The 25557-nt window shown below is 61.2% G+C and carries 29 protein-coding genes and 1 pseudogene; 11 read left to right on the top strand and 19 right to left on the bottom strand.

Annotation, left to right across the window (positions count from 1 at the left end; all coding sequences use genetic code 11):
- Positions 1-140: 140 nt before the first annotated feature.
- Positions 141-680 carry a hypothetical protein gene (locus KYT97_RS24770; protein ID WP_233364177.1) on the top strand — a complete coding sequence of 180 codons (540 nt, stop codon included), beginning with the start codon at positions 141-143 and terminating at the stop codon, positions 678-680.
- Positions 681-868: 188 nt separating this feature from the next.
- On the opposite strand, the gene KYT97_RS24775 is transcribed toward KYT97_RS24770, so the two are convergent.
- The gene (locus tag KYT97_RS24775) at positions 869-1741 is read right to left on the bottom strand and encodes a pentapeptide repeat-containing protein (RefSeq protein WP_051730457.1); all 873 of its coding nucleotides are present in this window, start codon (positions 1739-1741) and stop codon (positions 869-871) included.
- A 141-nt stretch (positions 1742-1882) separates the two neighbouring features.
- Here KYT97_RS24775 and KYT97_RS31140 point away from each other — a divergent pair, with 141 nt between their 5' ends.
- From KYT97_RS31140 to KYT97_RS24785, 3 genes are all read left to right on the top strand, one after another.
- Complete coding sequence (locus KYT97_RS31140) at positions 1883-2014, top strand: hypothetical protein (RefSeq protein WP_255285226.1); 132 nt, start codon at positions 1883-1885, stop codon at positions 2012-2014.
- Positions 2015-2024: 10 nt separating this feature from the next.
- Positions 2025-2522: a glutathione peroxidase gene (locus KYT97_RS24780; protein ID WP_141486480.1), complete on the top strand. Its 498-nt coding sequence runs from the start codon at positions 2025-2027 to the stop codon at positions 2520-2522.
- Between the two features lie 70 nt (positions 2523-2592).
- Positions 2593-3297, top strand: coding sequence for a DUF2334 domain-containing protein (locus KYT97_RS24785; RefSeq protein WP_033233929.1), 705 nt, complete (start codon positions 2593-2595; stop codon positions 3295-3297).
- On the opposite strand, the gene KYT97_RS24790 is transcribed toward KYT97_RS24785, so the two are convergent.
- The 10 genes from KYT97_RS24790 to KYT97_RS24835 form a co-directional block, all read right to left on the bottom strand.
- A complete protein-coding gene (locus tag KYT97_RS24790) occupies positions 3294-4478 on the bottom strand; it encodes an MFS transporter (RefSeq protein ID WP_219110899.1) in 1185 nt (394 codons plus the stop codon). The two genes, KYT97_RS24785 and KYT97_RS24790, sit on opposite strands and share 4 nt — an antisense overlap.
- A 138-nt stretch (positions 4479-4616) precedes the next feature.
- Positions 4617-5543 (bottom strand): LysR family transcriptional regulator, encoded by a 927-nt coding sequence (locus tag KYT97_RS24795; RefSeq protein ID WP_219110900.1) that lies wholly within the window; start codon positions 5541-5543, stop codon positions 4617-4619.
- A gap of 60 nt (positions 5544-5603) precedes the next feature.
- Positions 5604-6392, bottom strand: a complete 789-nt coding sequence (locus tag KYT97_RS24800; protein WP_219110901.1) for an SDR family NAD(P)-dependent oxidoreductase — start codon at positions 6390-6392, stop codon at positions 5604-5606.
- Positions 6389-7366 (bottom strand): cyclase family protein, encoded by a 978-nt coding sequence (locus tag KYT97_RS24805; RefSeq protein WP_219110902.1) that lies wholly within the window; start codon positions 7364-7366, stop codon positions 6389-6391. Before KYT97_RS24805 ends, KYT97_RS24800 begins: the two co-directional genes overlap by 4 nt.
- A gap of 2 nt (positions 7367-7368) precedes the next feature.
- Positions 7369-8133, bottom strand: a complete 765-nt coding sequence (locus KYT97_RS24810) for an SDR family NAD(P)-dependent oxidoreductase (protein WP_219110903.1) — start codon at positions 8131-8133, stop codon at positions 7369-7371.
- The gene (locus KYT97_RS24815; protein ID WP_245005917.1) at positions 8130-9116 is read right to left on the bottom strand and encodes a fumarylacetoacetate hydrolase family protein; all 987 of its coding nucleotides are present in this window, start codon (positions 9114-9116) and stop codon (positions 8130-8132) included. The genes KYT97_RS24810 and KYT97_RS24815 overlap by 4 nt, the downstream gene beginning before the upstream one ends.
- 9 nt (positions 9117-9125) lie before the next feature.
- Complete coding sequence (locus KYT97_RS24820; RefSeq protein ID WP_219110904.1) at positions 9126-10064, bottom strand: VOC family protein; 939 nt, start codon at positions 10062-10064, stop codon at positions 9126-9128.
- The gene (locus KYT97_RS24825) at positions 10061-11113 is read right to left on the bottom strand and encodes an amidohydrolase family protein (protein WP_219110905.1); all 1053 of its coding nucleotides are present in this window, start codon (positions 11111-11113) and stop codon (positions 10061-10063) included. Before KYT97_RS24825 ends, KYT97_RS24820 begins: the two co-directional genes overlap by 4 nt.
- On the bottom strand, positions 11110-12249 hold the full coding sequence (locus KYT97_RS24830) for an FAD-dependent oxidoreductase (RefSeq protein WP_219110906.1): 1140 nt from the start codon (positions 12247-12249) through the stop codon (positions 11110-11112). Before KYT97_RS24830 ends, KYT97_RS24825 begins: the two co-directional genes overlap by 4 nt.
- Positions 12246-13247, bottom strand: coding sequence for a fumarylacetoacetate hydrolase family protein (locus tag KYT97_RS24835; RefSeq protein WP_219110908.1), 1002 nt, complete (start codon positions 13245-13247; stop codon positions 12246-12248). The genes KYT97_RS24830 and KYT97_RS24835 overlap by 4 nt, the downstream gene beginning before the upstream one ends.
- Positions 13248-13664: 417 nt before the next feature.
- Here KYT97_RS24835 and KYT97_RS24840 point away from each other — a divergent pair, with 417 nt between their 5' ends.
- Entirely contained in the window at positions 13665-15032 is a 1368-nt protein-coding gene (locus KYT97_RS24840; protein WP_219110910.1) for an Ig-like domain-containing protein, read from the top strand.
- A 26-nt stretch (positions 15033-15058) separates the two neighbouring features.
- Here the strand turns inward: KYT97_RS24840 and KYT97_RS24845 are convergent, their stop codons facing one another.
- Entirely contained in the window at positions 15059-15706 is a 648-nt protein-coding gene (locus tag KYT97_RS24845) for an MBL fold metallo-hydrolase (RefSeq protein ID WP_219110912.1), read from the bottom strand.
- 139 nt (positions 15707-15845) lie between these two features.
- Between KYT97_RS24845 and purS the strand changes: the two genes are divergently transcribed.
- Together purS and purQ are read left to right on the top strand one after the other, a co-directional pair.
- Positions 15846-16085 (top strand): phosphoribosylformylglycinamidine synthase subunit PurS, encoded by a 240-nt coding sequence (purS, locus tag KYT97_RS24850; protein ID WP_003945817.1) that lies wholly within the window; start codon positions 15846-15848, stop codon positions 16083-16085.
- Positions 16082-16759, top strand: coding sequence for a phosphoribosylformylglycinamidine synthase subunit PurQ (gene purQ / locus KYT97_RS24855; RefSeq protein ID WP_033233932.1), 678 nt, complete (start codon positions 16082-16084; stop codon positions 16757-16759). Before purS ends, purQ begins: the two co-directional genes overlap by 4 nt.
- Before the next feature lie 55 nt (positions 16760-16814).
- Here purQ and KYT97_RS24860 read toward each other — a convergent pair whose 3' ends face one another.
- Both KYT97_RS24860 and KYT97_RS24865 read right to left on the bottom strand, forming a co-directional pair.
- Entirely contained in the window at positions 16815-17903 is a 1089-nt protein-coding gene (locus KYT97_RS24860) for a sensor histidine kinase (protein ID WP_219110913.1), read from the bottom strand.
- A complete protein-coding gene (locus KYT97_RS24865) occupies positions 17900-18619 on the bottom strand; it encodes a response regulator transcription factor (protein WP_033233934.1) in 720 nt (239 codons plus the stop codon). Before KYT97_RS24865 ends, KYT97_RS24860 begins: the two co-directional genes overlap by 4 nt.
- 210 nt (positions 18620-18829) lie before the next feature.
- Between KYT97_RS24865 and KYT97_RS24870 the strand changes: the two genes are divergently transcribed.
- Both KYT97_RS24870 and KYT97_RS24875 read left to right on the top strand, forming a co-directional pair.
- On the top strand, positions 18830-19471 hold the full coding sequence (locus tag KYT97_RS24870) for a DUF305 domain-containing protein (protein WP_233364166.1): 642 nt from the start codon (positions 18830-18832) through the stop codon (positions 19469-19471).
- A gap of 364 nt (positions 19472-19835) precedes the next feature.
- Positions 19836-20204 (top strand): annotated as a pseudogene (locus KYT97_RS24875) (heavy metal translocating P-type ATPase); the annotation flags it as partial.
- Here KYT97_RS24875 and KYT97_RS24880 read toward each other — a convergent pair.
- Positions 20188-20478, bottom strand: a complete 291-nt coding sequence (locus KYT97_RS24880) for a YiaA/YiaB family inner membrane protein (protein WP_033233936.1) — start codon at positions 20476-20478, stop codon at positions 20188-20190. The pseudogene KYT97_RS24875 and the gene KYT97_RS24880 overlap by 17 nt on opposite strands.
- Before the next feature lie 305 nt (positions 20479-20783).
- Here KYT97_RS24880 and KYT97_RS24885 point away from each other — a divergent pair, with 305 nt between their 5' ends.
- The gene (locus KYT97_RS24885; RefSeq protein WP_033233937.1) at positions 20784-21221 is read left to right on the top strand and encodes a hypothetical protein; all 438 of its coding nucleotides are present in this window, start codon (positions 20784-20786) and stop codon (positions 21219-21221) included.
- 10 nt (positions 21222-21231) lie between these two features.
- Here KYT97_RS24885 and KYT97_RS24890 read toward each other — a convergent pair whose 3' ends face one another.
- The 4 genes from KYT97_RS24890 to KYT97_RS24905 form a co-directional block, all read right to left on the bottom strand.
- Positions 21232-21642, bottom strand: coding sequence for an arsenate reductase ArsC (locus tag KYT97_RS24890; RefSeq protein WP_219110914.1), 411 nt, complete (start codon positions 21640-21642; stop codon positions 21232-21234).
- A 29-nt stretch (positions 21643-21671) separates the two neighbouring features.
- The gene (gene arsB, locus KYT97_RS24895; protein WP_033233939.1) at positions 21672-22781 is read right to left on the bottom strand and encodes an ACR3 family arsenite efflux transporter; all 1110 of its coding nucleotides are present in this window, start codon (positions 22779-22781) and stop codon (positions 21672-21674) included.
- Positions 22778-23155: an ArsR/SmtB family transcription factor gene (locus tag KYT97_RS24900; RefSeq protein ID WP_033233940.1), complete on the bottom strand. Its 378-nt coding sequence runs from the start codon at positions 23153-23155 to the stop codon at positions 22778-22780. The genes arsB and KYT97_RS24900 overlap by 4 nt, the downstream gene beginning before the upstream one ends.
- A gap of 67 nt (positions 23156-23222) precedes the next feature.
- Positions 23223-24107: a helix-turn-helix domain-containing GNAT family N-acetyltransferase gene (locus KYT97_RS24905; RefSeq protein WP_219110915.1), complete on the bottom strand. Its 885-nt coding sequence runs from the start codon at positions 24105-24107 to the stop codon at positions 23223-23225.
- A gap of 99 nt (positions 24108-24206) precedes the next feature.
- Here KYT97_RS24905 and KYT97_RS24910 point away from each other — a divergent pair, with 99 nt between their 5' ends.
- On the top strand, positions 24207-25553 hold the full coding sequence (locus tag KYT97_RS24910) for an NAD(P)-binding domain-containing protein (RefSeq protein ID WP_219113117.1): 1347 nt from the start codon (positions 24207-24209) through the stop codon (positions 25551-25553).
- Positions 25554-25557: the final 4 nt, after the last annotated feature.

Below are 25557 nucleotides of genomic sequence, written 5' to 3' on the forward strand. Positions count from 1 at the left end.
GATTCGCATTCCCGACATCGGTGGGTGCTTAAATCGCGATACCGGAGCGGAGCACGGCTCATTCCCACAGACCGCCGTCCAGAATCGAACGTTTCCGACCGGCGCTAATGGTGCGAGACGGCCTGACCTACCGTGGGGCCATGTGCCTTCACCTCGACGCAACCGCCGCGCTGTCGATCGCAGGCTGGGTTCGCGAAGAACCTACTCGATCGGCCTCTGCCCCAGTTCCGCAACCGCTGGTCGGCGCTTGTGATCAACTCATCGTGTGGGCGAGTTCGTTCTCCGTGCTTGCCAGTTCCGACGACCAGGTGTGGTTTCTCTCGGCGGAGAACTATGCCGGTGGGGTCGGCATCAGCGATGAGGCGTTTCCCTGGGATGCGTTCCGGCACGAGAGTCTGGCGGTTGCTTCCGGGCCGGCTGAGCGCGCGGCGATCAACGCCTTCTGGTCCACTCACCTCCCGGTCCTGCTGTCGGTACGCAATGGGTACGAGTACCTGGCGATCGCACCGGACGGTCAGGTTGTCCGTGGGGGAGAGCCGGAGTTCGAGGAGGTCACCATCGTCGCCGCTGATTTCGACGCTCTGCTTCGGGGTGTAGCCGCAGGCGTCAGCACGGCAGACCCCCTCGCCGATGCACTGCTTGGAACAGTGGCTATTGCCCGGCCGGGCAGTGACCGGTAGCTCTGAGGGAGGCTGAGTTGATTGCTCGACTGTGTTCCTATCGAAGCCGCTGTGTCTGTCAACCGATCTTTTCTCGGACACTGATCGGTGAAAGAAGCCCGAACGGTCCTCCACCCCTACGGAAGGCTTTGGAGGACAATGTTTTTGAGGGGTAGCCTGCACTGATGACGCGTGCGCTGTCGGGAAGGTCAGCTGCCGAAGAACGAGTTCAGAGAGCCAAGGGATCCGGTGACGGGTGGTTCGCCCCAGTTCGGTCCGGGGATGACGTAGACGGTGAAGTAGCCATAACTGCCGCTGGAGGAAGTGGCGACGTCGCATTTCACGACCGTGAGCTCGGTGGGAAACTTTGTCCCGGAGGGATAGTCACAGGCGCCGAATTCCACTCCGGTGGGCATACTGGGAGTGGCCCATGTTACGTAGGCCCCGTCGTACGACCATCCGGCATCCATAACGTCCACAGTGATGTCGGCAGGCACTAGAGCTGAGCCGGTCAGGTTCAGGTCGGTCAGGTTCGCGCCGGTAAGGTTCGCGCCGGTTAGGTTCGCGCGGGTCAGGTTCGCTTCGGTGAGGTTCGCGCCGGTGAGGTCAGCTTCGGTGAGGTTCGCGCTGGTCAGGTCAGCGTCGGTGAGGTTCGCGTTGGCCAGGTTCGCGCCGGTCAGGTTCGCTTGACCCAGGTACGCGGAGTCCATGTTCGCGCCGGTCAGGGTTGCGTTGGCCAGGTTCGCGTCAGCCATGTAGGCGCCGTGCAGGTCAGTGCCGGTGAGGTCAGTGTCGGCGAGGTTCGCTTCGGTCAGGAACGCCCAGGACAGGTCCACGCCGGACAGGTCTACGCCGGACAGGTCCGCCCCATCACAATGGCTTCTGGCGGCCTCGTAGGGTTGGGGGTTGGCGATGTAATTTGCGCACCGACTGGCAAGGAATTCGGCGGCGGTTTCTGCTGACGCAGGTCCGACCGCGGTACCGAACGTCATGGAAGCGGCAAGCGTGATCCCGCCGACTAGGGCGGCGAGGCGGGCGCTACCAAGGCGAGTCCACCCAGAGCGAGAATCAAGAGTCGTCATCTATTTGGCCTTCACAATTTGGTCCCCGCACCGTGCGGCATGGCACCAGAAAGCAACCACTTCGCGAACATAACGGACATTTGGGCATCAAACACCCCGAAGCGGTGGCCCCTTTAGGTCACTCTTCGGCAATGGACTTATGTGGCCGGAAGTGCCCTGGTCGACATGTCGTACTGGATCACCGGCGTCGGACCGCTCGGTGGCTCACCGTTCTGGACGACCTCGATCGCATTCTCGGAGCATCGACGTAGCGGTGGGCGAGATAGTCGCTAAGTTGGACATCATGACAACTCCAGTACAGAACATCGTGATCAACACCCTCGGCGGCGTACCCACTTCGCTGGGCGAATACGGCGGCCGGGCAGTGCTCGTTGTCAACGTCGCGTCCAAGTGCGGCCTCACCCCGCAGTACGCCACGCTCGAGAAGCTGGCGAGTGAGTACGCAGATCGCGGCCTGACCGTGATCGGTATCCCGTGCAACCAGTTCATGGGCCAGGAACCGGGCACCGCCGAAGAGATCCAATCCTTCTGCTCCACCACCTACGGCGTCACGTTCCCGATGATGGAGAAGATCGAGGTCAACGGCGAGAACCGTCACCCGCTGTACGCAGAACTCACCAAGACTCCCGATGCAGACGGCGAAGCAGGCGACATTCAGTGGAACTTCGAAAAGTTCCTCATCGCGCCGGACGGAACCGTCGTCAACCGTTTCCGTCCGCGCACCGAGCCGGACGCTCCCGAGGTCATTGCCGCCATCGAAGCGGTTCTGCCGCACAACTGACCACCACCTGCCGCCGGATGATCATCCGGCGGCAGTGTGTTGTTCACCCGGAGCTGCCACCATCAGAGGTATGTCTGCTGAACTGATCGTGTCAGTGTCCGGAATCAGAGACGAGACATGTTATCTCGCTGCGGGATTCGCAGACGAGATGGATGCAAGGGGAGTGCGGCTTTCCCTCCTCGTGGCACCCAGGCTCAAAGACAAATACCGACTCGCCGACGACGCCGTCACCGCTGCCTGGTTGCGTGAACGCCGCGAGCACGGGGATGCCGTCGTATTGCACGGTTACGATCAGGCGGCGACCAAGCGTCGACGCGCGGAGTTCGCGACGCTGTCCAGGCATGAGGCAAAACTCCGTCTGCTGGCAGCAGATCGAGTGTTGGAGCAGGCAGGATTGCGCACCAGAGTGTTCGCTCCGCCCCGCTGGGTGGCCTCCACCGGAGCGATGTCGGTGTTGCCGGAGGCCGGATTTCGCTCGATGGCCGGACTCGGCGCCGTGCACGACCTTGCGCGAGGAACATCGCAGCGAGGTCGTGTGCTCGGAATCGGTGAGGGTTTCAAAGTCGAACCGTGGTGGTGCCGAGCCCTGATCCTCGGGGCCGGCCGCAGCGCAAAGCGCGGCGGCCTTGTCCGACTGTCGATTTCGGCCAAGCAGTTGGGGAACGAAGGGCCGCGTCGGGCGATGCTCGACGCGATCGACCTTGCGCTCTTCCATGAAGCGACATCGAATGTGTACCGGTGGAACTCATCGGCGTCGGAACTGGGTGCGGCCTAGCGAAGAGCGGTCCGTACCACCAGCGCTGTTGCCGCGGATGCTGCGCCGAGAACGATAATGGCGGGCGGCAATCCGCCGAACAGTGCAGCCAATCCGATGACAAGAATGGGACAGATGAACTCGCCGGTAAAGAGGCTGGCGGTCCACGCACCCGTTCCGCGCCCGCGCTGTTCGAAATCGAGTTGAGACAGTACCCAGGTGACGAGGGTTGGTAGCAGAACGCCTGCGCCGGCAGAGGCGACGATTGCGCCGGCCGCAATCGACGTGGCAGTATTGCCGACGCCCATTCCCGCGAGTCCGGCACCGATCAACAGGAATGACGCGGCAAGAAGCCGTCGTGGGCCCCACGTGGATATTCGGCTGAACAGTAAGGCTCCGAGTGCTGTTGCGGCAGAGGCGAATCCACTTACAAGGCCGATGATACCCGGTGAGCTGACTCCGATCGCATCGAGTAGATACGACAATTCGACGATGGGTGCGTAGAACAAAATTCCGCCGACAAACGTTACGGCGAGAGGGATCAGGAGTGGACGCCAACGCATCGGAACGTCGCGGGATGCATCGGCTGCGGCGGCAACCGGCCGCCACAGGAGTAGCGGGCACAGCACGGCAAAAACGAGACTGACGCTGTACAGCCAGAACGGTGCACGCCAATCCACTTGTCCCAGAGCGCCGCCGACCGCGATGAACACAACTGCGGACAGGGAAGTGAAGACCATCTGGAGGCCGAGATAGCGATCTCGTTCCTTACCTTCGAAGTAATCGGCGAGCAGTGTGGTGCAGCACGTCATGATCGCCGCTTCCGCCGCTCCCACACCGAAGCGACTCGCGACTATCAGCGGCAGGCTGTTCAGCCAGAGTGGAGCAGTGCCGAAAGCAGCGTAGACGACGAGCGCGGCAGTGAGGAGTTGGAGACGTCCCACTCGATCCACAATTCGTCCCGCCACAGGCGCCAGCAGGCCGATCATCAGGGCTGGCACCGTGATGACCAACGGAACGAGAGCTGCGACACCAGGTTGATCTGCAAAAGCATCGACCATGCGAGGCTGCATCGGCGCCAGCAACACAGCTCCGAGCACCGACAGGCAGCTCATGGACAGCAGTAGAACACCTTGGGCTGGTCCCGCGCGTCGGATACTTGCACTGCTCGCGCCGGTGTTCGGCGAGGTAATTCGTGTCATGACTTCCCCTTGTCCTTCTCGGCATGACCTGCATCACAGGTCATCTCGAAGTGTGCAGGTGGAAGCCGTTGCAGGGAAATCACTTTCGCGGGTAGTTGACATCAGTCCGAGTGATATCGACAGAAACGGGGCGTCTGTTCAGGTTGTGTGGGGATCGGTCGACACCGACTCGGCAACGGAGGCAAGGACATCACGCATGAAGCGATGTTCGACATCGCGATCGGACAGCGGATGCCACCACGCCGCCTCGACCAAAGGTACGACGTCGAAGGGTACCGGCCAGATAATCACGCCGAGTTCGGGAGAGATGCGCCTTGCCAGCCTTTCCTGAACCAGTGCGATGCGATCGGTACCGGAGATCATGGCCGCGATGGTGATGAACGAATCCGTGATCACCTGGATCTGCGGGGTGATACCCAACAGCTCCATCTGTCGAGTGGCAGGCGTGTACGCCGTGGGAGTTTGGTAATTGACAACCCAAGGAAGGGTGCGGAGATTCTCCACCGTCAGCTCTTCCGTGATTGCCGGATTGTTCGTGGCTGCAACGCACACCCACCGATCCGTGTACAGGTCCATATGTGGCAGGTCGCTGAGGAATCCGTGTGGAAGCCAGATGGTGTCGGTGACGCGGAGGCGCTCGAAGGCGTGATCGATTATGTCGGGAGAGTGCTGTTCGAACCGGATTTGGACTCTCGGTGCGTGCCGAGCCATTGCAGCCGCAAAGTCGGGGCCCAGAATACTCAGTCCGTAATCGGATGTGAGGATAGTGAATTCGCGCTCGCACTCCGCTGGATCGAAGTGCGCGGTGGCCGCAAAGACCCTTTCGACGTCCGACAATGCTAGAGCGCACCGTTCGAGCAATTGACTGGCCAGGGGAGTGAGCAAGTAGGAATTTCCTGATCGCACCAGAAGTTCGTCGGCGAAGTGCTTGCGGAGTTTGCCCAATGCCGCGCTCAACGCGGGCTGGCTGAGGTTCATCCGGCTTGCTGCACGGGTGACGCTCCGCTCGCGTAGCAATGCGTCGAGCGAGACCAACAGGTTGAGGTCCAAGTTACCCAGGTTCATGACGCTCCCGTGTTTGTGCGGTTCGATCAGTATCAGCCATACCGCGTGGATCAAACAGGCTCACGCGCCAGGAAGTACCGCCGACCAGCCGCCGTCGATCATCAGATTTGCACCGGTCACGTAGGACGCTTCTTCGGAGGCCAGGAAGAGGGCACAAGACGCCACTTCCTCCGGCAGTCCGACTCGGCCCATGGGTATCTTCAGCGCGATCCGACCCATCGGATGACCGTCGGAGAGAAGGTCGGCCTCGGTGGCGGGCGTGCGAATCATCCCCGGGCTTACACAATTGACTCGAATTCCGCACGATGCACCTTCCGCGGCCAACTGTTTGGTCATCGCTACCACAGCGCCCTTGGTGGCGGTGTGGGCGATGCGAGGATTGGTTACCGAGCCCGATACGCCGGCTGTGGACCCAACCAGGATGACGGCTCCGGCCTGTGAGCGCTGCAGGTGACGCCACGCATGCTTGACGGGTAGGAACACCACGTCTAATTCGTAGGTCAGCACGAATTTCCAATCCTCGAGGGATGTGTCCGCGACGGGGGAGAACCGGGTGGCGCCCGCGTTGGCGTACAGAATGTCGATTCGACCGTGTTCTGCGGAAACCGAGTCCAGCCAGACGGATACCGCGGCGGGGTCCGTGAGGTCGAGCGGTGAGCTGTCGATCATCAGGCCTCCGGACGATTCGACGAGATCAGCCGTCTCGCGAGCCTCGTCGACCTTGATGTCGCACCCGTAGACAATCGCACCCTCCGAAGCGAAGAGTAGTGCCGCTGCACGCCCCTGCCCACCAGCGGTGCCGGTGATGACGGCGACCTTTCCGGCCAGTCGACCACTGTCGCTGCTCATTTCACCGCGATGGGGTTGACCGGAGATCCCACAGCTCCGGTTACCGGAATCGGTGCTGCGGTGAGGAAGAATTCGTAGACACCGTCGCGGGCGCAGTCCTCGGCCAGAGCATCCAGATCCCACATCTCGCCGAGAAAGAGCCCGATGTTCGGGATAGCAACCTGATGCAGCGGTTGGAAAGCGTCGTCGAACTCGTTGGGACGCACCTCGAATCCCCACGTGTCGGTGGCAATTGCCGCAATCTCGCTTTGGTGCAGCCAGTCGGCTGTCGTGAACGAGAGACCGGGTGCAGCGCCGCCGGCATAGTCGCCCCAGCCCTCGCGTCGAGTGCGGGCGAGTTGGCCCGTGCGCACCAGCACTATGTCGCCACGCTCCACCTTGGCCGACGATCCCTGCGCCATGGCGGTACTGACCAGATGTTCGGTCGTGATGGGGAATCCGTCGGGAAGTTCACCGTCGCCGATATGGCGACCGACGTCGAGAAGCACTCCGCGCCCGACGATTACATCGGAAACTGTCTCGATCCCGGTTACTCCGTCGCCGAGGCTGGTGACAACCTGATCGGCCGGCCGGCCGTTCCAGGCCTTTCCATGATCGAAGATGTGACCGAGGCCGTCCCATTGAGTCGAGCATTGCAGCGGCATCGACACCACGTCGTCGGCGCCGCCGATTCCGTGGGGAAATCCCTGCACTCCGGCTACGGCATCCGTTCCCGTGTCGAGCATCGTGTGGACGGGATTAGTGCGACGACGCCACCCTTTTTGCGGGCCGTCCATATCGAAACTCTGTGCCAGGGAGAAGGAGACTCCTCTCGTTATCAGTGATGCAGCTCCTACTCGCTTCGACTCGTCGAGGAAGTTCATTGTGCCTCGAACGTCGTCGGGACCCCAGCGTCCCCAGTTGGAGCAGCGCTTTGCGGCGGCCGCGATGGCCGCTTCCGGATCTGATCGGTCCAGTTCGTATTCGGTGTCCACGTCTAATCCTGTTCGTGTCGGGAGCGAATTGAATCTTCGTGCAGAGCGTCGGAAATGGATTTCACACCGCCGTGGCCCGATGCGCCTCCGTCGACGGCGATCTCGGCTCCACTCACGAACGAAGCGTCGTCGCTCAGTAGGAACGCCACCACCCGCGCAACCTCATCCGGTGAACCTGCTCGGCCCATAGGTGTTTCGGCGATCGAACCGAGACGAAACGCTTCGGACGCGGAGGCCGTCATCGGTGTGTCGATGAAACCCGGATGCACGATGTTGACGCGAATCCCGCGCGATCCCAGTTCGAGGCTCGCGGATCGTGTCACACCTCGAAGCGACCATTTGCTTGCCGTGTACGCGATGGGGTAATGCCCGGTTACCGAAGCGAGCGACCCGATGTTGACGATCGATGCACCGGCCTGCATGAGGGGAGTCAATGACTGAATGGCGAGTAGCGGACCCATCACGTTCACAGCCTGTACGCGTGCAAAATCGGAGGCGGTGACTTCGCCGAGGCGCGAACGCCAGGTTATCCCAGCACAATTCACCAGACCATGCACCACGACGGCAGAAAGTTCGTCCCGAAGTTCCGCCCAAGCCGTCGAATCGGTGACATCGAAAGACTTGTGGGTGGGTCCGGATTCGACTGGGGGTGCAACGTCCAACCGGATTACCCTGGCTCCCCGTGCATGTGAGACGTTCGCGACGGCAGCGCCGATCCCTGCAGCGGCCCCGGTGACTACGATGATCTTGTCTGTGAGGTCGGTCATCGGGCGGCCCGAAGGCTCGCTCGAGCACGAGCATGATCGCGGCGCCGGACAGGAGGCAGTGCCGGTGCGGGAAGTTCGGCGACAACGGTGTTGGCGAGTGTTCCGAGCACATCGACAGACAGGACGACTCGGTCACCGACACGTAGGGGTGCTGGCGTTCTCTCTCCGTTGCGTCCCCACAGTTCAGCGAGACAACCCCCGTTTCCGACGGTCCCGGAACCGAGAATATCCCCGGGGTGCACCCACGTGTCTCGTGAGGCGTACGCCGTCATGGTCTCGAAGGTCCAGCCCATGTTGGACAACATATCCCGGCCGACCTCAACACCGTTGACACCGACGGTGCACTCGAGATCGAGGAAGCCCTGACTGTCTCGATACGGGTCGAGTTCGTCGGCGGTCACCAACCACGGTCCGATCGACGTTGCAAAATCCTTGCCCTTCGACGGCCCCAGATTCACCTGCATCTCGCGGCTTTGCAGATCGCGGGCGGACCAGTCGTTGAGGATTGTGTACCCGAATATGTGGTCGGTCGCTTCCTTCACGGTGATGCCGGACCCGGATCTGCCGATCACCGCGGCCACCTCGAGTTCGAAATCCAGCGCTGCGCATCCGTAGGGCACACGCACCTGCTCATCGGGACCGACTATCGCGTAAGGATTGGTGAAGTAGAACCGAGGCGCTTCGTACCAGGCTTCCACCACCCCGGCTTGGCCGTCGATGCTGCGCCGTACGCCTTCGACATGTTCTTCGAAAGCAACGAAGTCTCGAAGGGTCGGCGGTTGCAGCGGTGCACGCAGTGAAACTCTCTCGAGTGCAACACTTTTGCCCATGCTGAGGGCGCTATCGCCGGCGTGAAGAGCACTGTCGAGGCCTGATGTCACGAGATCGAGTACCGAAGGATTCCCCGCAATCGGAAATACTCGCGAGCCTGAGACGACACCGGACTGCTCGACGTCCTCGTGGAGATACGTAACAAACTTCATGGCAATCCCTTACACCGGTGGGGCAACGAACAGGCCCTTGTCAGGGTCGTTGAACGACTTAGTTGCGACGAACTCATCCATCGCGTTTGCCGTGCCCCATTGGTCGGAGACGGCAGGATCGGAGAAATCGTAAAGGTGCGGGTGCCACGAGTCCTCGTCGAGAACCTCGAGTTCCGTGGTGTATTCGACAGTGTTGCCGTTGGGATCGAGGAAATAGGAGAAAGTGTTGTTGCCGGCGAGGTGCCGCCCGGGCCCCCAGATCTTCTCGGTTCCGTTGCGCAACAATCTTCCGGTTCCCCGCATGTACTCGTCGATACCACGAAGCTCGAAAGAGGCATGGTGCAGCGACACATGTGGTCCACGCGCGACAGCCATACTGTGGTGATGCGAGTTGGTTCGAAGGAACCACATCATCTCGCCCATCCGTGGATGCATGAGAGTGTCCGACAACCGGAACCCGAAGTGCTTGTCGTAGAACGATACTGTGCGTTCAGGATTGGGGGAATTGAGCACGACGTGTGAAAGTTTGACCGGAATCGACTCGCCCTCTTCCACTTTCCGATGCGTTCGGACGGCGACATCGGCGGATACCTCGACGGTACGGCCGTCGACATCGAAGAATCGGAACCCGTATCCGCCACCGGGCGTTTGCATAGTGTCCGGTTCGCCGACGAGTTGTACATTGTCCTGCGCGAGGCGTTCGGCGAGTTGATCTACCTGTAGAGCGTCTGCGACACCGTAGGACACCAGGTCGAGGCGCTTGTCTTCAGCGCGGCGCAATCGCACGACGTACTGCTCAGGCGACCCCTCGGCCGCCAAGTATGCGACATCACCATCTGTTGCGGTGACCGTCAACCCCCATTGCTTGCTGTAGAACTCGACTTGAGCGTCGTAGTCCGGCACTGCGAGATCGACGTGACGCAGGTGAGTGAATGCGTAACCGCTCATGAGGGAACTCCGGGAGTGTGTGATCGGGTGTTGTCGGGAATCAGTCCGAGTCGGGCAGCGTTTCCACCGAGCAGACGTCGGCTCGCGGCGAGATCGAATCCGGCCGAGTTGATTTCGCCCACAGGGTCGTCGGATCCCATGTCGAATGGATAGTCGGACCCGAGAACTACCCTTTCGGAGCCGACAGCTTCGACCAGGGCACGTAGTGCGCCGGATCCGTGAACCAGAGAGTCGAAGGTAATGCGGCTGAGATAGCTGCTCGGAAGTTGTGCGCATCTGCGCGCTTCGGGGCGCACCCGCCAGGCGTGATCCGAACGTCCCAAGTAAGTGGGCAGGTAACCGCCGCCATGCGCAGCGATGATTTCGAGTGCCGGATGGCGGTCGAGAACTCCGGAAAAGATCAAGTGCGACAGTGCAGTTGCGTTCTCCACCGGCTGTCCCACGGTATTGGACAGGTAGAAACGATCAAGCCTGGCGTCGAGCGTGCAGCCGAAGGGGTGCAGAAATATGACTGCGCCGAGTTCCTCCGCACGCTCCCAGAGCGGTTCCAGGCGGCTGTCCGACAGTTCGACAGTTCCCTCGCCCTCGGCATACTGCGCATGTGAGGATATTTCGATGCCGGCCAGTCCGCACCCGTGGACCGCGTCATCCAAAGCCGCCACACACAAGTGGGGGTGCTGCAGTGGAGCGAGACCAAGACCCACGAATCGATCGGGTTCTTCGGCGACCAAAGCAGCGATCCCACGGTTTGCGCTGCGGCACAAAGTCATTGCCAGATCTTCATCTGCCCAGTAGTGGTATTGCGACGGTGACGGCGACACCACCTGCACGTCGATGCCGGCAGCGTCCATATCGCGCAAGCGGCGCTCGACGGAGGTCAGCTGCGGAATGCGTTGCGCCACCATCTTTCCGGATACGGCGAGCGATTCCTCACCGTTGCGCTGCGCGTCGAGCAGGCGATGCCGGGCCAGCCCTTCCTGCCCTGCGACAACTGCTTCCACTTCCGGAATGATCGCGTGGGCATGAACATCCGTCACCGGGGTTGTCATGCCGGCTCGCTGACAAGCGCTGCGATACGACCCATGAGGGCGGGTACGTCCGCGTCCTGGTCGTGATCGAGCATCCACGTGCCCAGTTGCAACGACGCTTCGACAACGGCCTTCGCGCGCGGGAATCGCCGATTCATGAATTCGTCCCAGAGATGTTCGTCGACAACGCTTCTGTCGAGGAGCAGTTCGGCGAGTACCGCTGCGTCTTCGAGTGCTTGCGCGCCTCCTTGTGCGAGGGTGGGAGGGCAGGCATGCGCAGCGTCGCCGATCAGGACGACGCGGCCTCGGTTCCACGGTTGGTCCAGCACGTGAGACTCGAACCATGTGTAGTTGACAGCCGCGGGATCGGTCAGTTGCTCGCGGATTTCGTCCCAGGGGCCGTGATAGTTCGACGCGAGTTCCCGCATCACCGCGAGTTGCTCCTCCGGGCTGAGGTTGCTGCGATCCCGAGCGTCCTCGACCAGATATGCGTACAGGCTGTCCTCCCCGGTGGGGCAGTAGCCCGCGATATAGCACGCTCCGCCGTAGTAGAGGTCGGTCCGCGTCACGGCCGCAGGACGGTGGCCGATCAGTCGCCAGATTCCCATCCCGGTCGGCTTGGTGTCCAACGGAATGCCCAGCGCGCGCCTTGTCCAGGACCGGATTCCGTCTGCGCCGATCACTACGTCGTAGCGACGCGTCGAACCGTCGGAGAAAGTGACGTCGACTCCCTGATTATCCTGCACCAGGCCCGTTGTCGTGGTGCAGAATTTCATCTTGACGCCGGCGCTCTCGGCATTGGCATGCAGGATCTCCGCGAGTAGCGGACGCTCGATACCCAGTGTCGCGGGGAGGTCAGGGCCACCGGTTCGCGCATCCGGCATCTCGACGAGAACTGTGCCGTCGGCATCCGGAGCGCGAAGCCCCAGAGTGTCGAATGCAAACCCGTTGTCGGCGACTTGGTCCCAGACTCCGAGGTCTCGAAGGACTCGGAGTGCGTTTCCTTGCAACGTAATACCGGAACCGAGTGCGCTGTTGCGTGGTTTGATCTCGACCAGGTCAACTTCTACGCCACCGCGCGCAAGCGTTGCCGCAACGGCAGTTCCCGCGATGCCTGCTCCGACGACAAGAACCGACGTAACCGCTGCGCCACTCATCGGGCGTCGCTAGCGATTGTTGCCTGCACGACGGGGGTTCGTTGGTAACCCAAGCCTGTAATTGTCGATTCCATGACGTCGCCGTCGCGAAGGAGCCGGCCCCAGTGCATCCCGTTGCCCGCGGGACTACCGGTCAGGACAAGGTCACCCGGAAGCAACGTCACGGTTTGCGATACCGCTGAAATGAGCTGAGCCGTATCGAAAAGCATGTCCTTGGTGGATTCGTCCTGCATCACTTGCCCATCCAGTTCCAACGTGAGACGAAGCTCCGACAGATCGCCGACCTCCGCGCTCGGCACTATCCACGGGCCGAGGGGGAGGAAACCGGGTGCATTCTTCGCGCGCAGCCAGTCCGTGCCGATTTCGGGCATGTCCCGGCGAAAGACGAATTCACGCGTGGTCAGGTCATTGACGATGGTGTAGCCGGCAACTGCGGTGAGAGCGTTCTCGGGGCTCAGTCGATGGGCGGGTCTTCCGATTACGGCCGCCAGTTCGAGCTCCCAGTCGTTCGTCGTGGTGTTCTGTGGCAACGTCACGGTGTCGTACGGGCCGGTGACTGCAGATGGCAGGCCGATGAAGAAGTACGGATCTCCCTCTGCTGCGCGCTTATCCATCATCGCCGCTGTCTCGATGCGAACTTGCTCCTCCGAACGTCCGTTGGCGATGTCGGCATGCTTGACCGCAAGGTCGATGACATGGGTGCGGTAATTGGCGCCCGCCTGCAGGATCTGGCGAGGCTCGAGCGGTGCCGCAGCAGTCACCGAATCAACTGGCACCCAACAACCGGCGTCGACGCCCAGCCCGCGCAGGATCGGTTCGGTTCGGTCCCACGCATCGAGAACTGCGCGAATCGTGATCGGTGTCTCCAGTGCGAGCGTGTCGGCGACCGTGTCGAGGTCGAGCACCATGGTGTCGACGAGTAACGCGGCATACGAGCGATCGGCGCTCCTGACGGTGCCAAGTGCGAATGTCGGATGGGGGATGGCGGAAAGGTCCATGAGACTGACCCTTTCGGTGTGGGGATTGCGCCACATGCTTGTGACTCCCACCACTATCGATCGGCCAATGGTGATAAGGGAAGATGAATATGCTGATAGCCGGGATCAGCATTACTGATAGCGAATGCCGCCAACCTCTTGCGACCGTGTTCGCTGCGTTTTCTGTTCGGATTGTCGACGGGATGATTGACCGAGCTATAGCAACTATTGAGTAGCTGGATTAGCTGCCTGCGCCCTCGGCTAGGTATCGGAATGTACGTTCAATACCTTTTATGTGATCAGCGATGGTATTTTCGGACTCTCAACAATTTGCGGGCAAAGTGGACAATCATCCTCGGGGGTGTGGTCGACGCCTCGGTTCGGTGCTACGGTGCTTCCAGTTAATTTACCGCTAGTAGATCGGGCTGGGATACAACCATGCGCGCACGAGTGTTCTCGAAGTCGACTAATCGACGTATTGTCGCGGCAGTGGGCGCACTCGCCTGCGCGGCACTGGTACCCACTGTGGCAACTGCGGCACCGGTCGACCTGGGTTCGCTGTCCACTGGCAGCCTGGATGGCGGATCGAGCGAATCGGGCCAGGGCGCCCTCGTTGCAACCGTCGATGATCAGGGCTCGTCCTTGACGTTGCGGTTGGACAAGGTAGATCTGCGCGGCAAGGATTTTCGTATGGACGTGCAGAAATCCGGTGGCGCCCTTGTTGATTCGGAGTTGCCTGCACCACGTTCGTATCTCGGAAGCGTCGACGGTCATCCAGACGCAGTTGTTGCCGCCATCGTCGACTCCACCGGAACCCTTCGTGGACAGGTGATCTTCGATCGAGGCGCCTCTATCGATTTTGTCGGCTCGTCGGTAGTGGGCCGTACCTCCGCGCCGACCGACGCGGCCCCCACATGGCCAACCGCTGCTATCGCGCCCGCGTCGGCTGCATCAGTGGGAAAAACCATGAAGCAGTTCGACATCGGATTGGATCTGAGCGGGGAGTGGTACTCGGCGCACGGCAACGGCAGTCCTGCAGTTGCATTGGATCGCGTCGAGGAATCCATCGCGCGAACTGCGGTGATCTGGATGAGGGACGTGGGAATTCGGCCGGTCGTCGGTCAAGTCGTGCTGCGGGCCGATGCAGCCAGTGATCCGTACAAGACCTCCTGCGAAAACTTTGATGCTCTCGAGAGCGAGTGGTCCGACAAAGTCGGCACCACCGTCGATCAGGCGACAGTCGTGTGCAAGTCCGGTGGCGGAAACGCCTACTACTCCAAGTTCCTCATCGATCACAGCTACGCGCACGTCGGCGCGGAAGGCGACGGTAACTTCTCCCGGGTACTCCGTCACGAACTGGGACACAATTTTTACGCCGATGACTACCACGGAGGTAGCGCGGAGGGCCGCACGATCATGAACGGCAATGATCTGGCCCGCTTCGACGGAACAGAATTTGCCGCCATCGTCGATGCCGCCGAGGTCGCGTCGGCTCGACTCGATGACCTGGGCCGGTACACCGCGACAGCGTTGCCGCCCTACGCAGCACTCGACACCGCAGAAGTTCGATCCGGTGCTACGGCCACGATCGACGCAGTCGCGAATGATCATGACAGCAACGGAGATTCGATCTCCGTGACCGGTGTCGAGGCAACGTCACTGCTCGGTGGCACCGTGAAGCTCGAAAACGGCAAAGTGGTGTTCAAAGCCGGAACGAAGACGGGCACCGACAAGATTCTCTACACCCTTACCGACGCGAATGGTGGGACAAGCACCGGCTGGATCATCGTCAAGGTGAAGGCATAGAAGAAACTCGCCTCGGAAAACTCCAGCTACGCAATCTCGACGTCGGACTCCTCGTCGAGCACCCGGAACTCGGTGCCGGCGGGGGCCATGTCGGAGTAACGACCGTAGAAGATGCCCGATGCCTCCTCGCGGAGTATGCCCTGATGAATAGGCACCGCGACACGAGGAGCTACCGCTCGGAGATAGTCGACGGCTTCCCAGATCTTCAACCACGGCGCAGCGGCAGGCAAAGCAAGAACATCAACGGACTGCTCGGGCACGACCAACGAGTCACCCGGGTGCATGAACTGTGCCGGATTGACGGCATCGCCGAGTAGGAAAGCAGTGTTGTCGATCATCGGCAGATCGGGATGAATGATCGCGTGCTCGCCGCCTGCGCCGGTCACCTGAACCTCACCGATGCTGAAGTGCTCACCCGCCCGAACGGCACTCCACCGGCCACCGAGCTTGGCCGCAGTTTGCGGATCGCTGTACAAAGCCGCGTCGGGATTCGCGTCGACGAGAGCGGGCAGACGCTCTGGATCCGCGTGATCCGGGTGCTGATGCGTTACGAGAATGGCGTCGAGGCCGGTCACGCCCTCGAAACCGTGCGAGAAATTGCCCGGATCGAAGAGGATTTTCGAATCGTTCAATTCGACAAGTACACAGGAATGGCCAAAATGTGTCAGTCGCATGATTTCGAGTATGCCTTTTACAGGTGGTGGGCGTCACCCCAGCTCTCACTCGATGCGAAGGTTCCAGACTGCGCCCGGTAAACTCGTCGATACCCGGTGTTTCACTCTGGGTTCGCGCACTAGTACCGAGGAGCAGCACGTGGCCCGTGTCGTCGTCGAAGTCATGCCCAAGGCCGAGATTCTCGACCCCCAGGGACAGGCCATTGTCGGGGCACTGTCTCGCCTGGGCTTTGCAGGAGTATCCGATGTCCGTCAGGGCAAGCGGTTCGAGTTGGAAATCGACGGCAGCGTCGAAGATGCCGAGCTCGAGAAGATCGCCGAAGGCCTACTGGCCAACACGGTGATCGAGGATTGGACCGTCAGGCGAGTCGAGGCATGAGCGCACGAATCGGAGTCATCACCTTCCCGGGCACACTCGACGACGTCGACGCAGCTCGCGCGGTGAACTTGGCCGGCGGTGAAGCTGTGGCACTGTGGCACGGCGACGCCGACCTCAAGGGCGTCGACGCAGTCATCGTCCCCGGTGGATTCTCCTACGGCGATTACCTTCGCTGTGGCGCGATCGCACGGTTCGCTCCGGCCATGGGCAAGGTTGTCGAAGCAGCCAAGGGCGGCATGCCCGTCCTCGGCATCTGCAACGGCTTCCAGATCCTCTGCGAAGCTGGTTTGCTCCCCGGAGCCCTCACCCGCAACCAGGGTCTGCACTTCATCTGCCGCGACGAGTGGCTGACCGTCGAAGCCACCAACACGGCCTGGTCTTCACGTTACGAGGCCGGCGCGCAGATCCTCATCCCCCTCAAGTCGGGTGAAGGTCGCTTCCAGGCATCCGAGAACGTTCTCGACGAACTCGAAGGCGAAGGCCGCGTCGTATTCCGTTACTCGGAAGAGAACCCCAACGGCTCACAGCGTCGTATCGCGGGAATTTCCTCCGCCAACGGTCGTGTCGTCGGACTCATGCCGCACCCCGAGCACGCCACCGAGGCTCTCACCGGCCCCAGTGACGACGGACTCGGTTTGTTCTACTCGGCATTGGATTCCATCGTCAACGCCTGATACATCTTTTCGGCAGCGCCCGCCCACCAGTTCACCTGGTGGCGGGCGCTGTTTTTCATGTGTCTGATGCGAGTTGCCCGGGCAGTGCAAGTTCGAGGATGGTGCCGCCGAGCGGATTCGGCCGAGCCGTCAACGAGCCGCCGTGGGCGCGTGCGAGACTCCGCGCAATGGTGAGTCCCAATCCGGAACCGTCGGAACTCTCGCCGCGATGAAACCTGTCGAACACAGACTCGAGTTGATCCTCCGGGATGCCCTCACCGGTGTCGCTGACAGCTACCGAAATGTGGTCGGGCGATTCTGTGACGGCTACGGCGACGCTTCCCCCGCCTGGCGTGTGCCGCAATGCATTCTCGAGAAGGTTGGACAGAATTTGTTCGATCCGCTGGCGATCGACGCGAACTCTCACCGGGTGCGCAGGTGTTGCCGTGGACAGCGTCACGGCGCGTTCCTCGAACCGTGGTGCGACCGCAGTTGTTGTGCTGCAGACGATATCGCTGAGGTCGTCGGCTGCGAGAATGAGATCCAGGGCGTGCTCGTCGGCCGCCGAAACATCGGAGAGATCATGAGCGAGCCGTCGCAGTCGTTCCAGTTGATCGCGCATCACTGCCCATGACGTGCCATCGGCCTCGAGCACACCATCCTCGAGGCCGTCCACGTAAGCTGCCAAAGTTGATACCGGAGTGCGTAATTCGTGGGCCAGATCCGCCAACAGGCGCTTACGGACGCGATCGGAATGATCAAGTCGCTCGGCCATGTCGGAGAATGCGCCTTCCAGGCGCGTGAAATCCGAGTCGACATCCGAATGCTCGATGTGGACGTCGTACTTGCCTTCGGCGACGCTCTGCGCCGCGACCGCGAGTCGACTGATAGGTGCGGTAATCCGCCGAACGACGTACACCGCAGCGATACTCGCGCCGACGAGTGCAACCGCTATGCCACTCAACAGTGCCACGAATATTGTTTGGCTGAAGGCTTCTTCGGTGTGCAGGCGGACGTTGTCGTCTTCGATCCCGGCCATCGCGAGGTGATTGTGGAACAGAGGAGCCGCGATTGCGACAGCGACCGCAGCGATCGTCACGCAACACACCAGTAGAACGACAATCTGAGCGACCAGCAACCTGCCGCGCAGGCCGAGGCGGTTCATGACGACCTCAATGCATAACCCATACCGCGCACGGTCCGGATGAAACGGGGATCTGCTGCGTCGTCGCCGAGTTTGCGTCGGAGCGCGCGGATGTGGACGTCGACGATGTGCTGATCGCCGAACCACGAGGAACCCCAGACTGCCGTGATGATGTCGCTTCGGCTCAGGGCGGCGTCGGGTCTGGTCGCCAGGGCAGTGAGAAGTTCGAACTCGGTGGGGGTGAGTTCTACGGGCGCTCCGTCGACGCGCACGGTCCGCGCGATGAGGTCGATATCGAGGCCGTCCGGCGTCGGCAACGGTTCGGACATCAGGCTCGACGCCCGGGGTCTACGCAGAAGCGCTTTGACGCGCGCGACAAGTTCGCGCGGTCCGAAGGGTTTGACCACGTAGTCGTCCGCACCGGCTGCGAGTCCCGCGACCTTGTCGGACTCGTCGCCGCGGGCCGACAACATCAGAATGTAGGCATCGGAGAAACTGCGGATTCGTCGGCAGACTTCCATGCCGTCGAATCCGGGAAGCATCAGATCCAGAACGACAAGCGAAGGTTCGAAATCATGGGCAGCCGCGACGGCAGTCGGACCGTCATGCGCGATGCGAACGTGAAAACCTTCGCGTGCAAGGTAATTGGCTACCACCTTGGCGAGTGCCGGTTCGTCCTCGACCACCAGGACGCGGTCGGCTCCCTCGGCGCGTGAGTGTCCGGATTCGGAGTTCATGTTGTCAGGTTAGCCCAGCAGCGAGGCGATATCGGCGCCTTCAGGTGGACTGTGAAGATTCGATGAAGGTACTCCGTTTCGATCGGTTATCACGGGCTTCGGCGCACTCTCGTCGGTAGGGTGGTGGACGCACGCTTCGAAGGTTAAAATTTCCGAAGCCGTTGCACAGTAATAAGTTTCGTGTGAAGTCGGATTTTCAGGAGTGTTGTCGTGGTGTTCTCTCTCAAGAGTGGTTATGTGAAGTTTGTTCCCGTCTTGGCAGCAGGTGCGTTGGTGATCGCCGGTTGTTCGGACGGCGGTGATTCGGCGCCCACAACTGCAGCGGAGACATCGATATCCGCCTCCCAGACTGCGGTCCCGCAGGGAGTCAATGCAGCGGACATCGAGTTCTTGGAGGGGATGTACCCGCACCACGCCCAGGCGCTCGACATGGCAAAAATGGTTGAGGGGCGGACGGATAACGCTGAATTGATCGCGCTGGCAGCGCAGATCGAAGCTGCTCAGGACCCGGAAATGCAGCAGATGTCGGAAATGCTGACACAGTGGGGGCGCCCCGACCCGGCGTCCAACCCCACAGGCGGCATGGACCATTCCGGTCACGGAGTAGGAATGGCGGACATGCCGGGCATGATGTCGGATGACGACATGGCCGCGATGATGGATGCCCAGGGTGTCGAGTTCGACAAGATGTGGCTGACCATGATGATCGAACATCACTCCGGCGCGATCACCATGTCGCAGACCGAACTCGACTCCGGGTTGGATCCAACTGCCGAGAAGCTGGCAGAAGAGATCATCGCTGCTCAGCAGGCCGAGATTGTGCAGATGCAAGCGATGCTGGCCGCTTTGTAGCGGTGCCCGCGATTGTCGAGGTGTTGATTCGGGCATTCGTTCAGGACATGGACGAGTCCATGATCACCGGTGAGTTGAAAACGGTGCGGCGCACAATCGGTGATCAGGTGGTTGCGGGCACTGTGGCCTGCGCATGTTCTCGAGCGCCATGCGGTCGGTAATCAGAATCCCCGCTCGCGCAGCATGTTCCGTGGCAATCGACCCTACCAACGGGATTGCCAGCCCCAGCGCGTGCGGACACGCAATCACCAGCACGGTGATGGTGCGGGTCGGAATCCGTGGCTGAGGTGATTTCAGGTAGCGATCACTGGTTGGGTGAAGGCTCGACGGTGCTGCATGTATTGAGGGGCAACGTCGTGATGGGGCGTTGGCCCAGGCCGATGTCGGTATCGCCAGTGGCGCCGGCACTGACGTGGCGATCGCGTCGGCGGGAGTTGTTCTGGCCAGCGATGATCCGCGAGCGGTAGCCTCGGTTATCGAGCTGTCGCACGCAACCTGCCGGAAAATGGTTCAGAACTTGTGGTGGGCAGCGGGTTACAACGCGATTTCGGTTCCCTTGGCTGCGGGTGTGCTGGCGCCTGCCGGGTTTGTGCTGCCCATGGAAGTGGGGGCAATCCTGATGTCGGTATCGACCGTGGTGGTTGCGGTCAACGCTCAATTGCTTCGACGGTTGGATCTGCGGCAACCACCCGTCCCCGCGGGGGAGTCGAAAGTCCTCACGCCGCAGCTTTGAATGGATCGTGTTCCGCGATCAGTTTGTCGAGCCTGGCTTCATCCATACGAACCCGGACGGTGGAGGCTTCCTGCTGATCGCGAATCACCTTTGCCAAGGTGAATGTGCTGGTCACCAGAAACAGTAGAGACATGCCGAGGAATCCGCGCTGCCAGGCGTCGATCGGTAGGTAGGCGATGCCCACGAGGGTGCCTACGAAGCTCACGGCAAACGCTATTCCGGCCTGTGCAAAAAATGCGGCGGTGCTCTTCGAGGGTGTTGTCGGTGTGCTCATGACAATAAGTCTGCAGGTCCGAGCGCCTTGGCTGGATGCGTAGTCCTACTCGAGTTCTCACGGTACTTACCCGGCAGGTACCGGGCATAGTTGTATACATACCAACCGGTACTTTGTTGTATGTAGATAGTTCACTACAAAAGAAGTTTTCGGGCGAATGTAACAAAACACTTGCCGTTTCTTTACAGATCTGGGTAACCTGTAACGGTAAGCCTGGTGGACAGGCTGAATGTCTACGGCATCCGATGGCGTATGGATGACCGTTGTGACAAGACCGTTATTGCGAAATCGGTGGAGGTAGCATCATGGAAGGCGTTCCCATGTCTCGTCAGGCAATCAGTCTCGGCAGCTCGAATGGGTTGTCCGACAATGACAATCGGCAATACGGCGGCGGGGGTTTAGCAGATCGCCTTGGTGTCCTGTTCCAATCGGCGGCCGAATCGGGGACGGTACTCACTCGTGGGCACCTTGCGGCAGTGTTGTCCTGCTCGGATGCTCAGTGGGAGATGGCTGGTGGAGTGCTGACCGATGGTCGCGAACTCCTGGGGCAAGACCCCCGGAAGATCGTCCTGGAATGGTTGGGCGAGATGGGTGGCAGCAACGAGGTCGAGGTATCGGACGTCTGGGCGCTGCGATTCATGCGTGTCGCGGAGGGGTTGTCCAGTGAGTCACTTGCACTGTTGGTGCAGGCGTGTGCTCACTTGGCGCAGTCGGAACGCAGCGAGAACCACACTGCAGTTTAGGTAGTAGCAGCTAGACCGGTTGGGCCGTGAGTTCGTCGACAAGTGCCTGTACATGGGCCTTGATCTTGTCCCGGATAGGTCGGACGGCGTCGATGCCCGCTCCAGCCGGATCATCGAGAACCCAGTCTCGGTAGCTTGTACCCGGGAAGACCGGGCAAGTATCACCGCAACCCATCGTGATGACAACGTCCGAATTCTGCACTGCATCGGCGGTGAGAATCTTCGGAGTTTGGTCGGAGATATCGATACCTAGCTCCGCCATCGCTTCGACCGCAGCGGAATTGACGCTCTCGGCCGGCGCAGATCCGGCTGAGCGAACCTCGATGGCATCGGCGGCGAAATGACTCAGGAATCCGGCCGCCATCTGTGACCGGCCGGCATTGTGGACGCACACGAACAGAACACTGGGCTTGTCGGACATGAGTTTTGGGTTCCTTTCACGAACCAGCTCTAGGACGATGCGTTTGTAGAGTCGGCAGATTCGAGTGAAATATCCTGGGTGGCAAAGCGTTTACGTAGAGCGAGTGAGACGTAGACCAAGCCGACCAGCACCGGTACCTCGATCAGTGGGCCGACAACACCGGCGAGTGCTTGGCCGGACGTGGCGCCGTACGTGGCGATGGCAACGGCGATTGCCAATTCGAAGTTGTTGCCGGCTGCGGTGAACGCGAGTGTTGTGGTGCGTTTGTATCCCAATCCCATTGTGGCACCGAGGATGTAGCCACCGCCCCACATCAGGGCGAAGTAAGCCAGCAGGGGAAGCGCTATGCGGACGACGTCCCACGGCTGCGAAGTGATCTGCTCGCCTTGCAGCGAAAACAGGACAACGATAGTGAACAGCAGACCGTAGAGCGCCCACGGGCTGATCTTGGGAATGAACGTGTTGTCGTACCAGTCTCGTCCTTTCGACCGCTCGCCGAAAAAGCGGGACAGGAAGCCGGCGAGCAACGGGATGCCGAGAAAGATCAGCACGGATTTGGCGATCTGCCACGGGGACGTGTCGATCGTTGTCTGCTCGAGGCCGAGCCACCCGGGCAGAACCGAGAGGTAGAACCAGCCGAGCACGGCGAACATGACTACCTGGAAGACCGAGTTGATGGCTACCAATACCGCGGCGGCTTCGCGGTCTCCGCAGGCCAGGTCGTTCCAGATGATGACCATTGCGATACAGCGGGCCAGGCCGACGATGATCAGACCCGTCCGGTATTCGGGGAGGTCAGGCAGGAAAAGCCAGGCAAGGGCGAACATCAGTGCCGGTCCGAGGATCCAGTTCAGGAACAGCGATCCGGCAAGGAGTTTCTTGTCGCCGGTGACGGTGTCGAGGCGGTCGTATCGGACTTTCGCGAGTACTGGATACATCATGATCAGCAAGCCCAGCGCGATCGGCAGCGAGATACCGTCGATCTGCACCTTTTCGATTGCTGTGTTCAAGCCTGGAACCCAACGGCCCAGGAGCAGTCCGGCAACCATCGCGACACCGATCCACGCCGGAAGAAATCGGTCGAGAGTGGAGAGTTTGCCGACAACGGCTGGATTCTTGGTTGTGGCAGCGTTGCTCATGCCGTGACCTCGGCGCATTCGTCTGCGGCGGATCCTTCGACCAGGAGAACCGCTGAAAGCTGTCGTAGTGCAGCAGGAACAACCCAGTAGTACACCCAGGTGCCACGTCGTTCGCAGTCGAGCAGTCCGGCCTGGCGCAGCACCTTGAGGTGATGCGAGATTGTCGGCTGAGACAGATCGAACGTGTCGGAAATGTCGCAGACGCAGGCTTCTCCACCCTTGTGGCTGGCCACCAGGCTCAACAGGCGCAGTCGCACGGGGTCGCCGAGTGCCTTGAACATCCGGGCCAAGTCACCGGCCCAGTCCTCGGTCAACGGTTCGCGGACAAGTGGGGTGCAGCACGCGTCGGATTCCGGCACGTCTTGATTCGACATTCGTCAATATTGACAGATGTCGAAATAGGGCGCAATTCGGCGATGGCCGAACCGTCGCTCGAAGACCTCAGGCGGACTCGGCCGCTGATCTCCGTTCGAGAAGAACGGTGTCGCGCCAGATGCCGTCGAGTTGGGCGATCTTCTCGCGGATGCCGATGGTGCGGAACCCGGCGGAGTGATGCAGTGAGATCGAAGCGCGGTTTTCGGGGAAGATCGAGGTCTGCAAGGTCCAGAAGCCGTCATCGTCGGCGGACATAACCTGCTTGCGTAGCAGTGCTTTTCCGACGCCTCGGCCACGCATCCCGTCGGCTACATAGACGGAATTCTCGGCAACCCCGCGGTAGCAGTCTCTCCCGGAAGCTTGGCTCAGAGTCGCCCATCCCACGACGACATCGTCGATGGTCGCGACCCAGCGGTGATTTGGCAGCCACTGCACATCGAGTTGCTCGCGGGTGGGAACCTCGACGGCGAAGGTGGCGTTGCGGGTGTCGATCCCTTCGCCGTAGATCCGTAGGACCGCGTCCCAGTCTTTGTCGGCCATCGCCCGCACGGTGACGTCGTCGGGTAGATCGGTCGGGCAGCAGGGCCGCGGCGCGAGAACTCCCATGACGATGTCGGCCGGCTGCGGCAAGGCAACGCAGCACGTCGGACTCATCGCAACAACGGTGCTGGTTCCATCCTTGCGCAGATCTACGAATCCCACGTCGGCGAGCTTGCGTAGATGGTGGGAGACGGTTGGTTGTCCGATTCCCAGAGCTTCTGCGAGTGCGCCGACGGTAATCCCGCCGGTAGCGCTCGCGACCCGGTGCAGGAGTCGGACCCGCATCGGCTCGGCCAGGCAAGCGAACCACTGTGCATACGTGTCGGCGTCACTCTGTTCGATCAGGTTCGAATCGATCTGGCCCTGAGCCGAATCGCCGATGCGAACGGCCGGAGTCTGCAGCGATGTCATATTCACACTATATCGATAACGGTCGATGGTTGCATTCATCGACGTTCGTCAATATAGTCGGATTAAATATTGATGACTGTCGATGAAGGAGTGTTGGTGATGGATGAACTACCTGTTGTGGTGATCGGAGCCGGACCGATCGGTCTCGCTGCCGCTGCGCAGTTGCGCGAGCGCGGCCTCGCACCGCTGGTGTTCGAGCGCGGCGATGTGGCGGGCGCAGCGATATCCGAATGGAATCACGTGCGGCTGTTTTCGCGTTGGTCCGAACTTGTCGACCCGGCGGCTCGGCGCCTGCTCGAGCAGAAGGGATGGAACTCGCCCGACGCCGATACTTACCCGACTGGGCAACAATGGCGACGGCTCTACCTCGAGCCGCTCGCCAAAGCCCTCGGCGACGTGGTCCAGTTTGGCACCGAGGTGGTCGGCGTTGCTCGGCGCGGCCGCGACCTGGTCGTTGACGACGGCCGGGACTCGGAACCCCTCTCGATTCATATTCGTCGTACCGACGGGACCGAGGATCGAGTCTTCGCTCAAGGTGTTGTCGATGCGTCAGGGACCTGGGGAGAACCCAATCCTCTTGGCGGGGAAGGTTTGCCGGCGCTCGGGGAAAATGCGGCCGGGGATGTGATCACGTACCGTGTCCCCGATCTCGACGACGAGGCCGTGCGCGCACGTTTCGCGGGAAAGCACACCGTCATCGCGGGCAGCGGTCATTCGGCGCTGACGGCGATGGTCGCTCTGGCCGCACTCGAGGCGGAGGGCACCCGAATCACCTGGGTGGTCCGGCGGGGGAATGTCGGTTCCGCGTTCGGCGGCGGCGAGTCTGACGAGCTGCCCGCTCGCGGTGCGCTCGGACTGCGCGCGAAGAAGGCCGTCGACGACGGGCTCCTCACTGTGGTCGCCGGATTCCGCACCGCAAGTGTCGAATCCGCGGGGGACGGCCAGGTGTCGCTGATCTCCGATGGCGGTCACCGGGTCGAGAACGTCGACAATGTCGTCGCATTGACCGGCTTCCGTCCTGATTTGTCCTGGCTCTCGGAAATCCGCCTCGGTCTCGACCCCGTATTGCAGGCACCGACACAGCTCGCGCCGCTGATCGACCCGAACGTCCACTCCTGTGGCACGGTGTATCCCCACGGCGCGAAGGAACTTCGACACCCCGAACCGGGTGTGTACCTGGCGGGGATGAAGAGCTACGGCCGCGCGCCGACGTTCTTGGCCATGACCGGATACGAGCAGGTTCGCAGCATCGCCGCCGAACTTGCCGGTGATCACGAAGCTGCTGCCCGGGTGGAGTTGATTCTCCCGGAAACCGGAGTCTGCGGTGGGGCAGGAGTTTTCGACGAACCCGATACCGCGGAAAGTGAAGGTGGTTGCTGCGCTACACCGGCTCCGCAACTGATTTCACTCTCCGGCCGCGCCGGTAGTGCCAACTCCTGCGGATAGAACC

This window comes from Rhodococcus globerulus, assembly GCF_019334125.1.
Lineage (GTDB): Bacteria > Actinomycetota > Actinomycetes > Mycobacteriales > Mycobacteriaceae > Rhodococcus_F > Rhodococcus_F globerula.

Coding starts and splice junctions, on each gene's coding strand:
- KYT97_RS24880 (WP_033233936.1), bottom strand. CDS start 20,478: ATGAGCACACCGACAACACCCTCGAAGAGCACCGCCGCATTTTTTGCA.
- KYT97_RS24820 (WP_219110904.1), bottom strand. CDS start 10,064: ATGAGCGGTTACGCATTCACTCACCTGCGTCACGTCGATCTCGCAGTG.
- KYT97_RS24810 (WP_219110903.1), bottom strand. CDS start 8,133: ATGACCGACCTCACAGACAAGATCATCGTAGTCACCGGGGCCGCTGCA.
- KYT97_RS24770 (WP_233364177.1), top strand. CDS start 141: ATGTGCCTTCACCTCGACGCAACCGCCGCGCTGTCGATCGCAGGCTGG.
- KYT97_RS24860 (WP_219110913.1), bottom strand. CDS start 17,903: ATGAACCGCCTCGGCCTGCGCGGCAGGTTGCTGGTCGCTCAGATTGTC.
- KYT97_RS24795 (WP_219110900.1), bottom strand. CDS start 5,543: ATGAACCTGGGTAACTTGGACCTCAACCTGTTGGTCTCGCTCGACGCA.
- KYT97_RS24800 (WP_219110901.1), bottom strand. CDS start 6,392: ATGAGCAGCGACAGTGGTCGACTGGCCGGAAAGGTCGCCGTCATCACC.
- KYT97_RS24785 (WP_033233929.1), top strand. CDS start 2,593: ATGTCTGCTGAACTGATCGTGTCAGTGTCCGGAATCAGAGACGAGACA.
- KYT97_RS24865 (WP_033233934.1), bottom strand. CDS start 18,619: ATGAACTCCGAATCCGGACACTCACGCGCCGAGGGAGCCGACCGCGTC.
- KYT97_RS24840 (WP_219110910.1), top strand. CDS start 13,665: ATGCGCGCACGAGTGTTCTCGAAGTCGACTAATCGACGTATTGTCGCG.
- KYT97_RS24790 (WP_219110899.1), bottom strand. CDS start 4,478: ATGACACGAATTACCTCGCCGAACACCGGCGCGAGCAGTGCAAGTATC.
- KYT97_RS24885 (WP_033233937.1), top strand. CDS start 20,784: ATGGAAGGCGTTCCCATGTCTCGTCAGGCAATCAGTCTCGGCAGCTCG.
- KYT97_RS24815 (WP_245005917.1), bottom strand. CDS start 9,116: ATGAAGTTTGTTACGTATCTCCACGAGGACGTCGAGCAGTCCGGTGTC.
- KYT97_RS24830 (WP_219110906.1), bottom strand. CDS start 12,249: ATGAGTGGCGCAGCGGTTACGTCGGTTCTTGTCGTCGGAGCAGGCATC.
- arsB (WP_033233939.1), bottom strand. CDS start 22,781: ATGAGCAACGCTGCCACAACCAAGAATCCAGCCGTTGTCGGCAAACTC.
- KYT97_RS24845 (WP_219110912.1), bottom strand. CDS start 15,706: ATGCGACTGACACATTTTGGCCATTCCTGTGTACTTGTCGAATTGAAC.
- purQ (WP_033233932.1), top strand. CDS start 16,082: ATGAGCGCACGAATCGGAGTCATCACCTTCCCGGGCACACTCGACGAC.
- KYT97_RS24780 (WP_141486480.1), top strand. CDS start 2,025: ATGACAACTCCAGTACAGAACATCGTGATCAACACCCTCGGCGGCGTA.
- KYT97_RS24825 (WP_219110905.1), bottom strand. CDS start 11,113: ATGACAACCCCGGTGACGGATGTTCATGCCCACGCGATCATTCCGGAA.
- KYT97_RS24910 (WP_219113117.1), top strand. CDS start 24,207: ATGGATGAACTACCTGTTGTGGTGATCGGAGCCGGACCGATCGGTCTC.
- KYT97_RS24890 (WP_219110914.1), bottom strand. CDS start 21,642: ATGTCCGACAAGCCCAGTGTTCTGTTCGTGTGCGTCCACAATGCCGGC.
- KYT97_RS24905 (WP_219110915.1), bottom strand. CDS start 24,107: ATGACATCGCTGCAGACTCCGGCCGTTCGCATCGGCGATTCGGCTCAG.
- KYT97_RS24775 (WP_051730457.1), bottom strand. CDS start 1,741: ATGACGACTCTTGATTCTCGCTCTGGGTGGACTCGCCTTGGTAGCGCC.
- KYT97_RS24900 (WP_033233940.1), bottom strand. CDS start 23,155: ATGTCGAATCAAGACGTGCCGGAATCCGACGCGTGCTGCACCCCACTT.
- KYT97_RS24835 (WP_219110908.1), bottom strand. CDS start 13,247: ATGGACCTTTCCGCCATCCCCCATCCGACATTCGCACTTGGCACCGTC.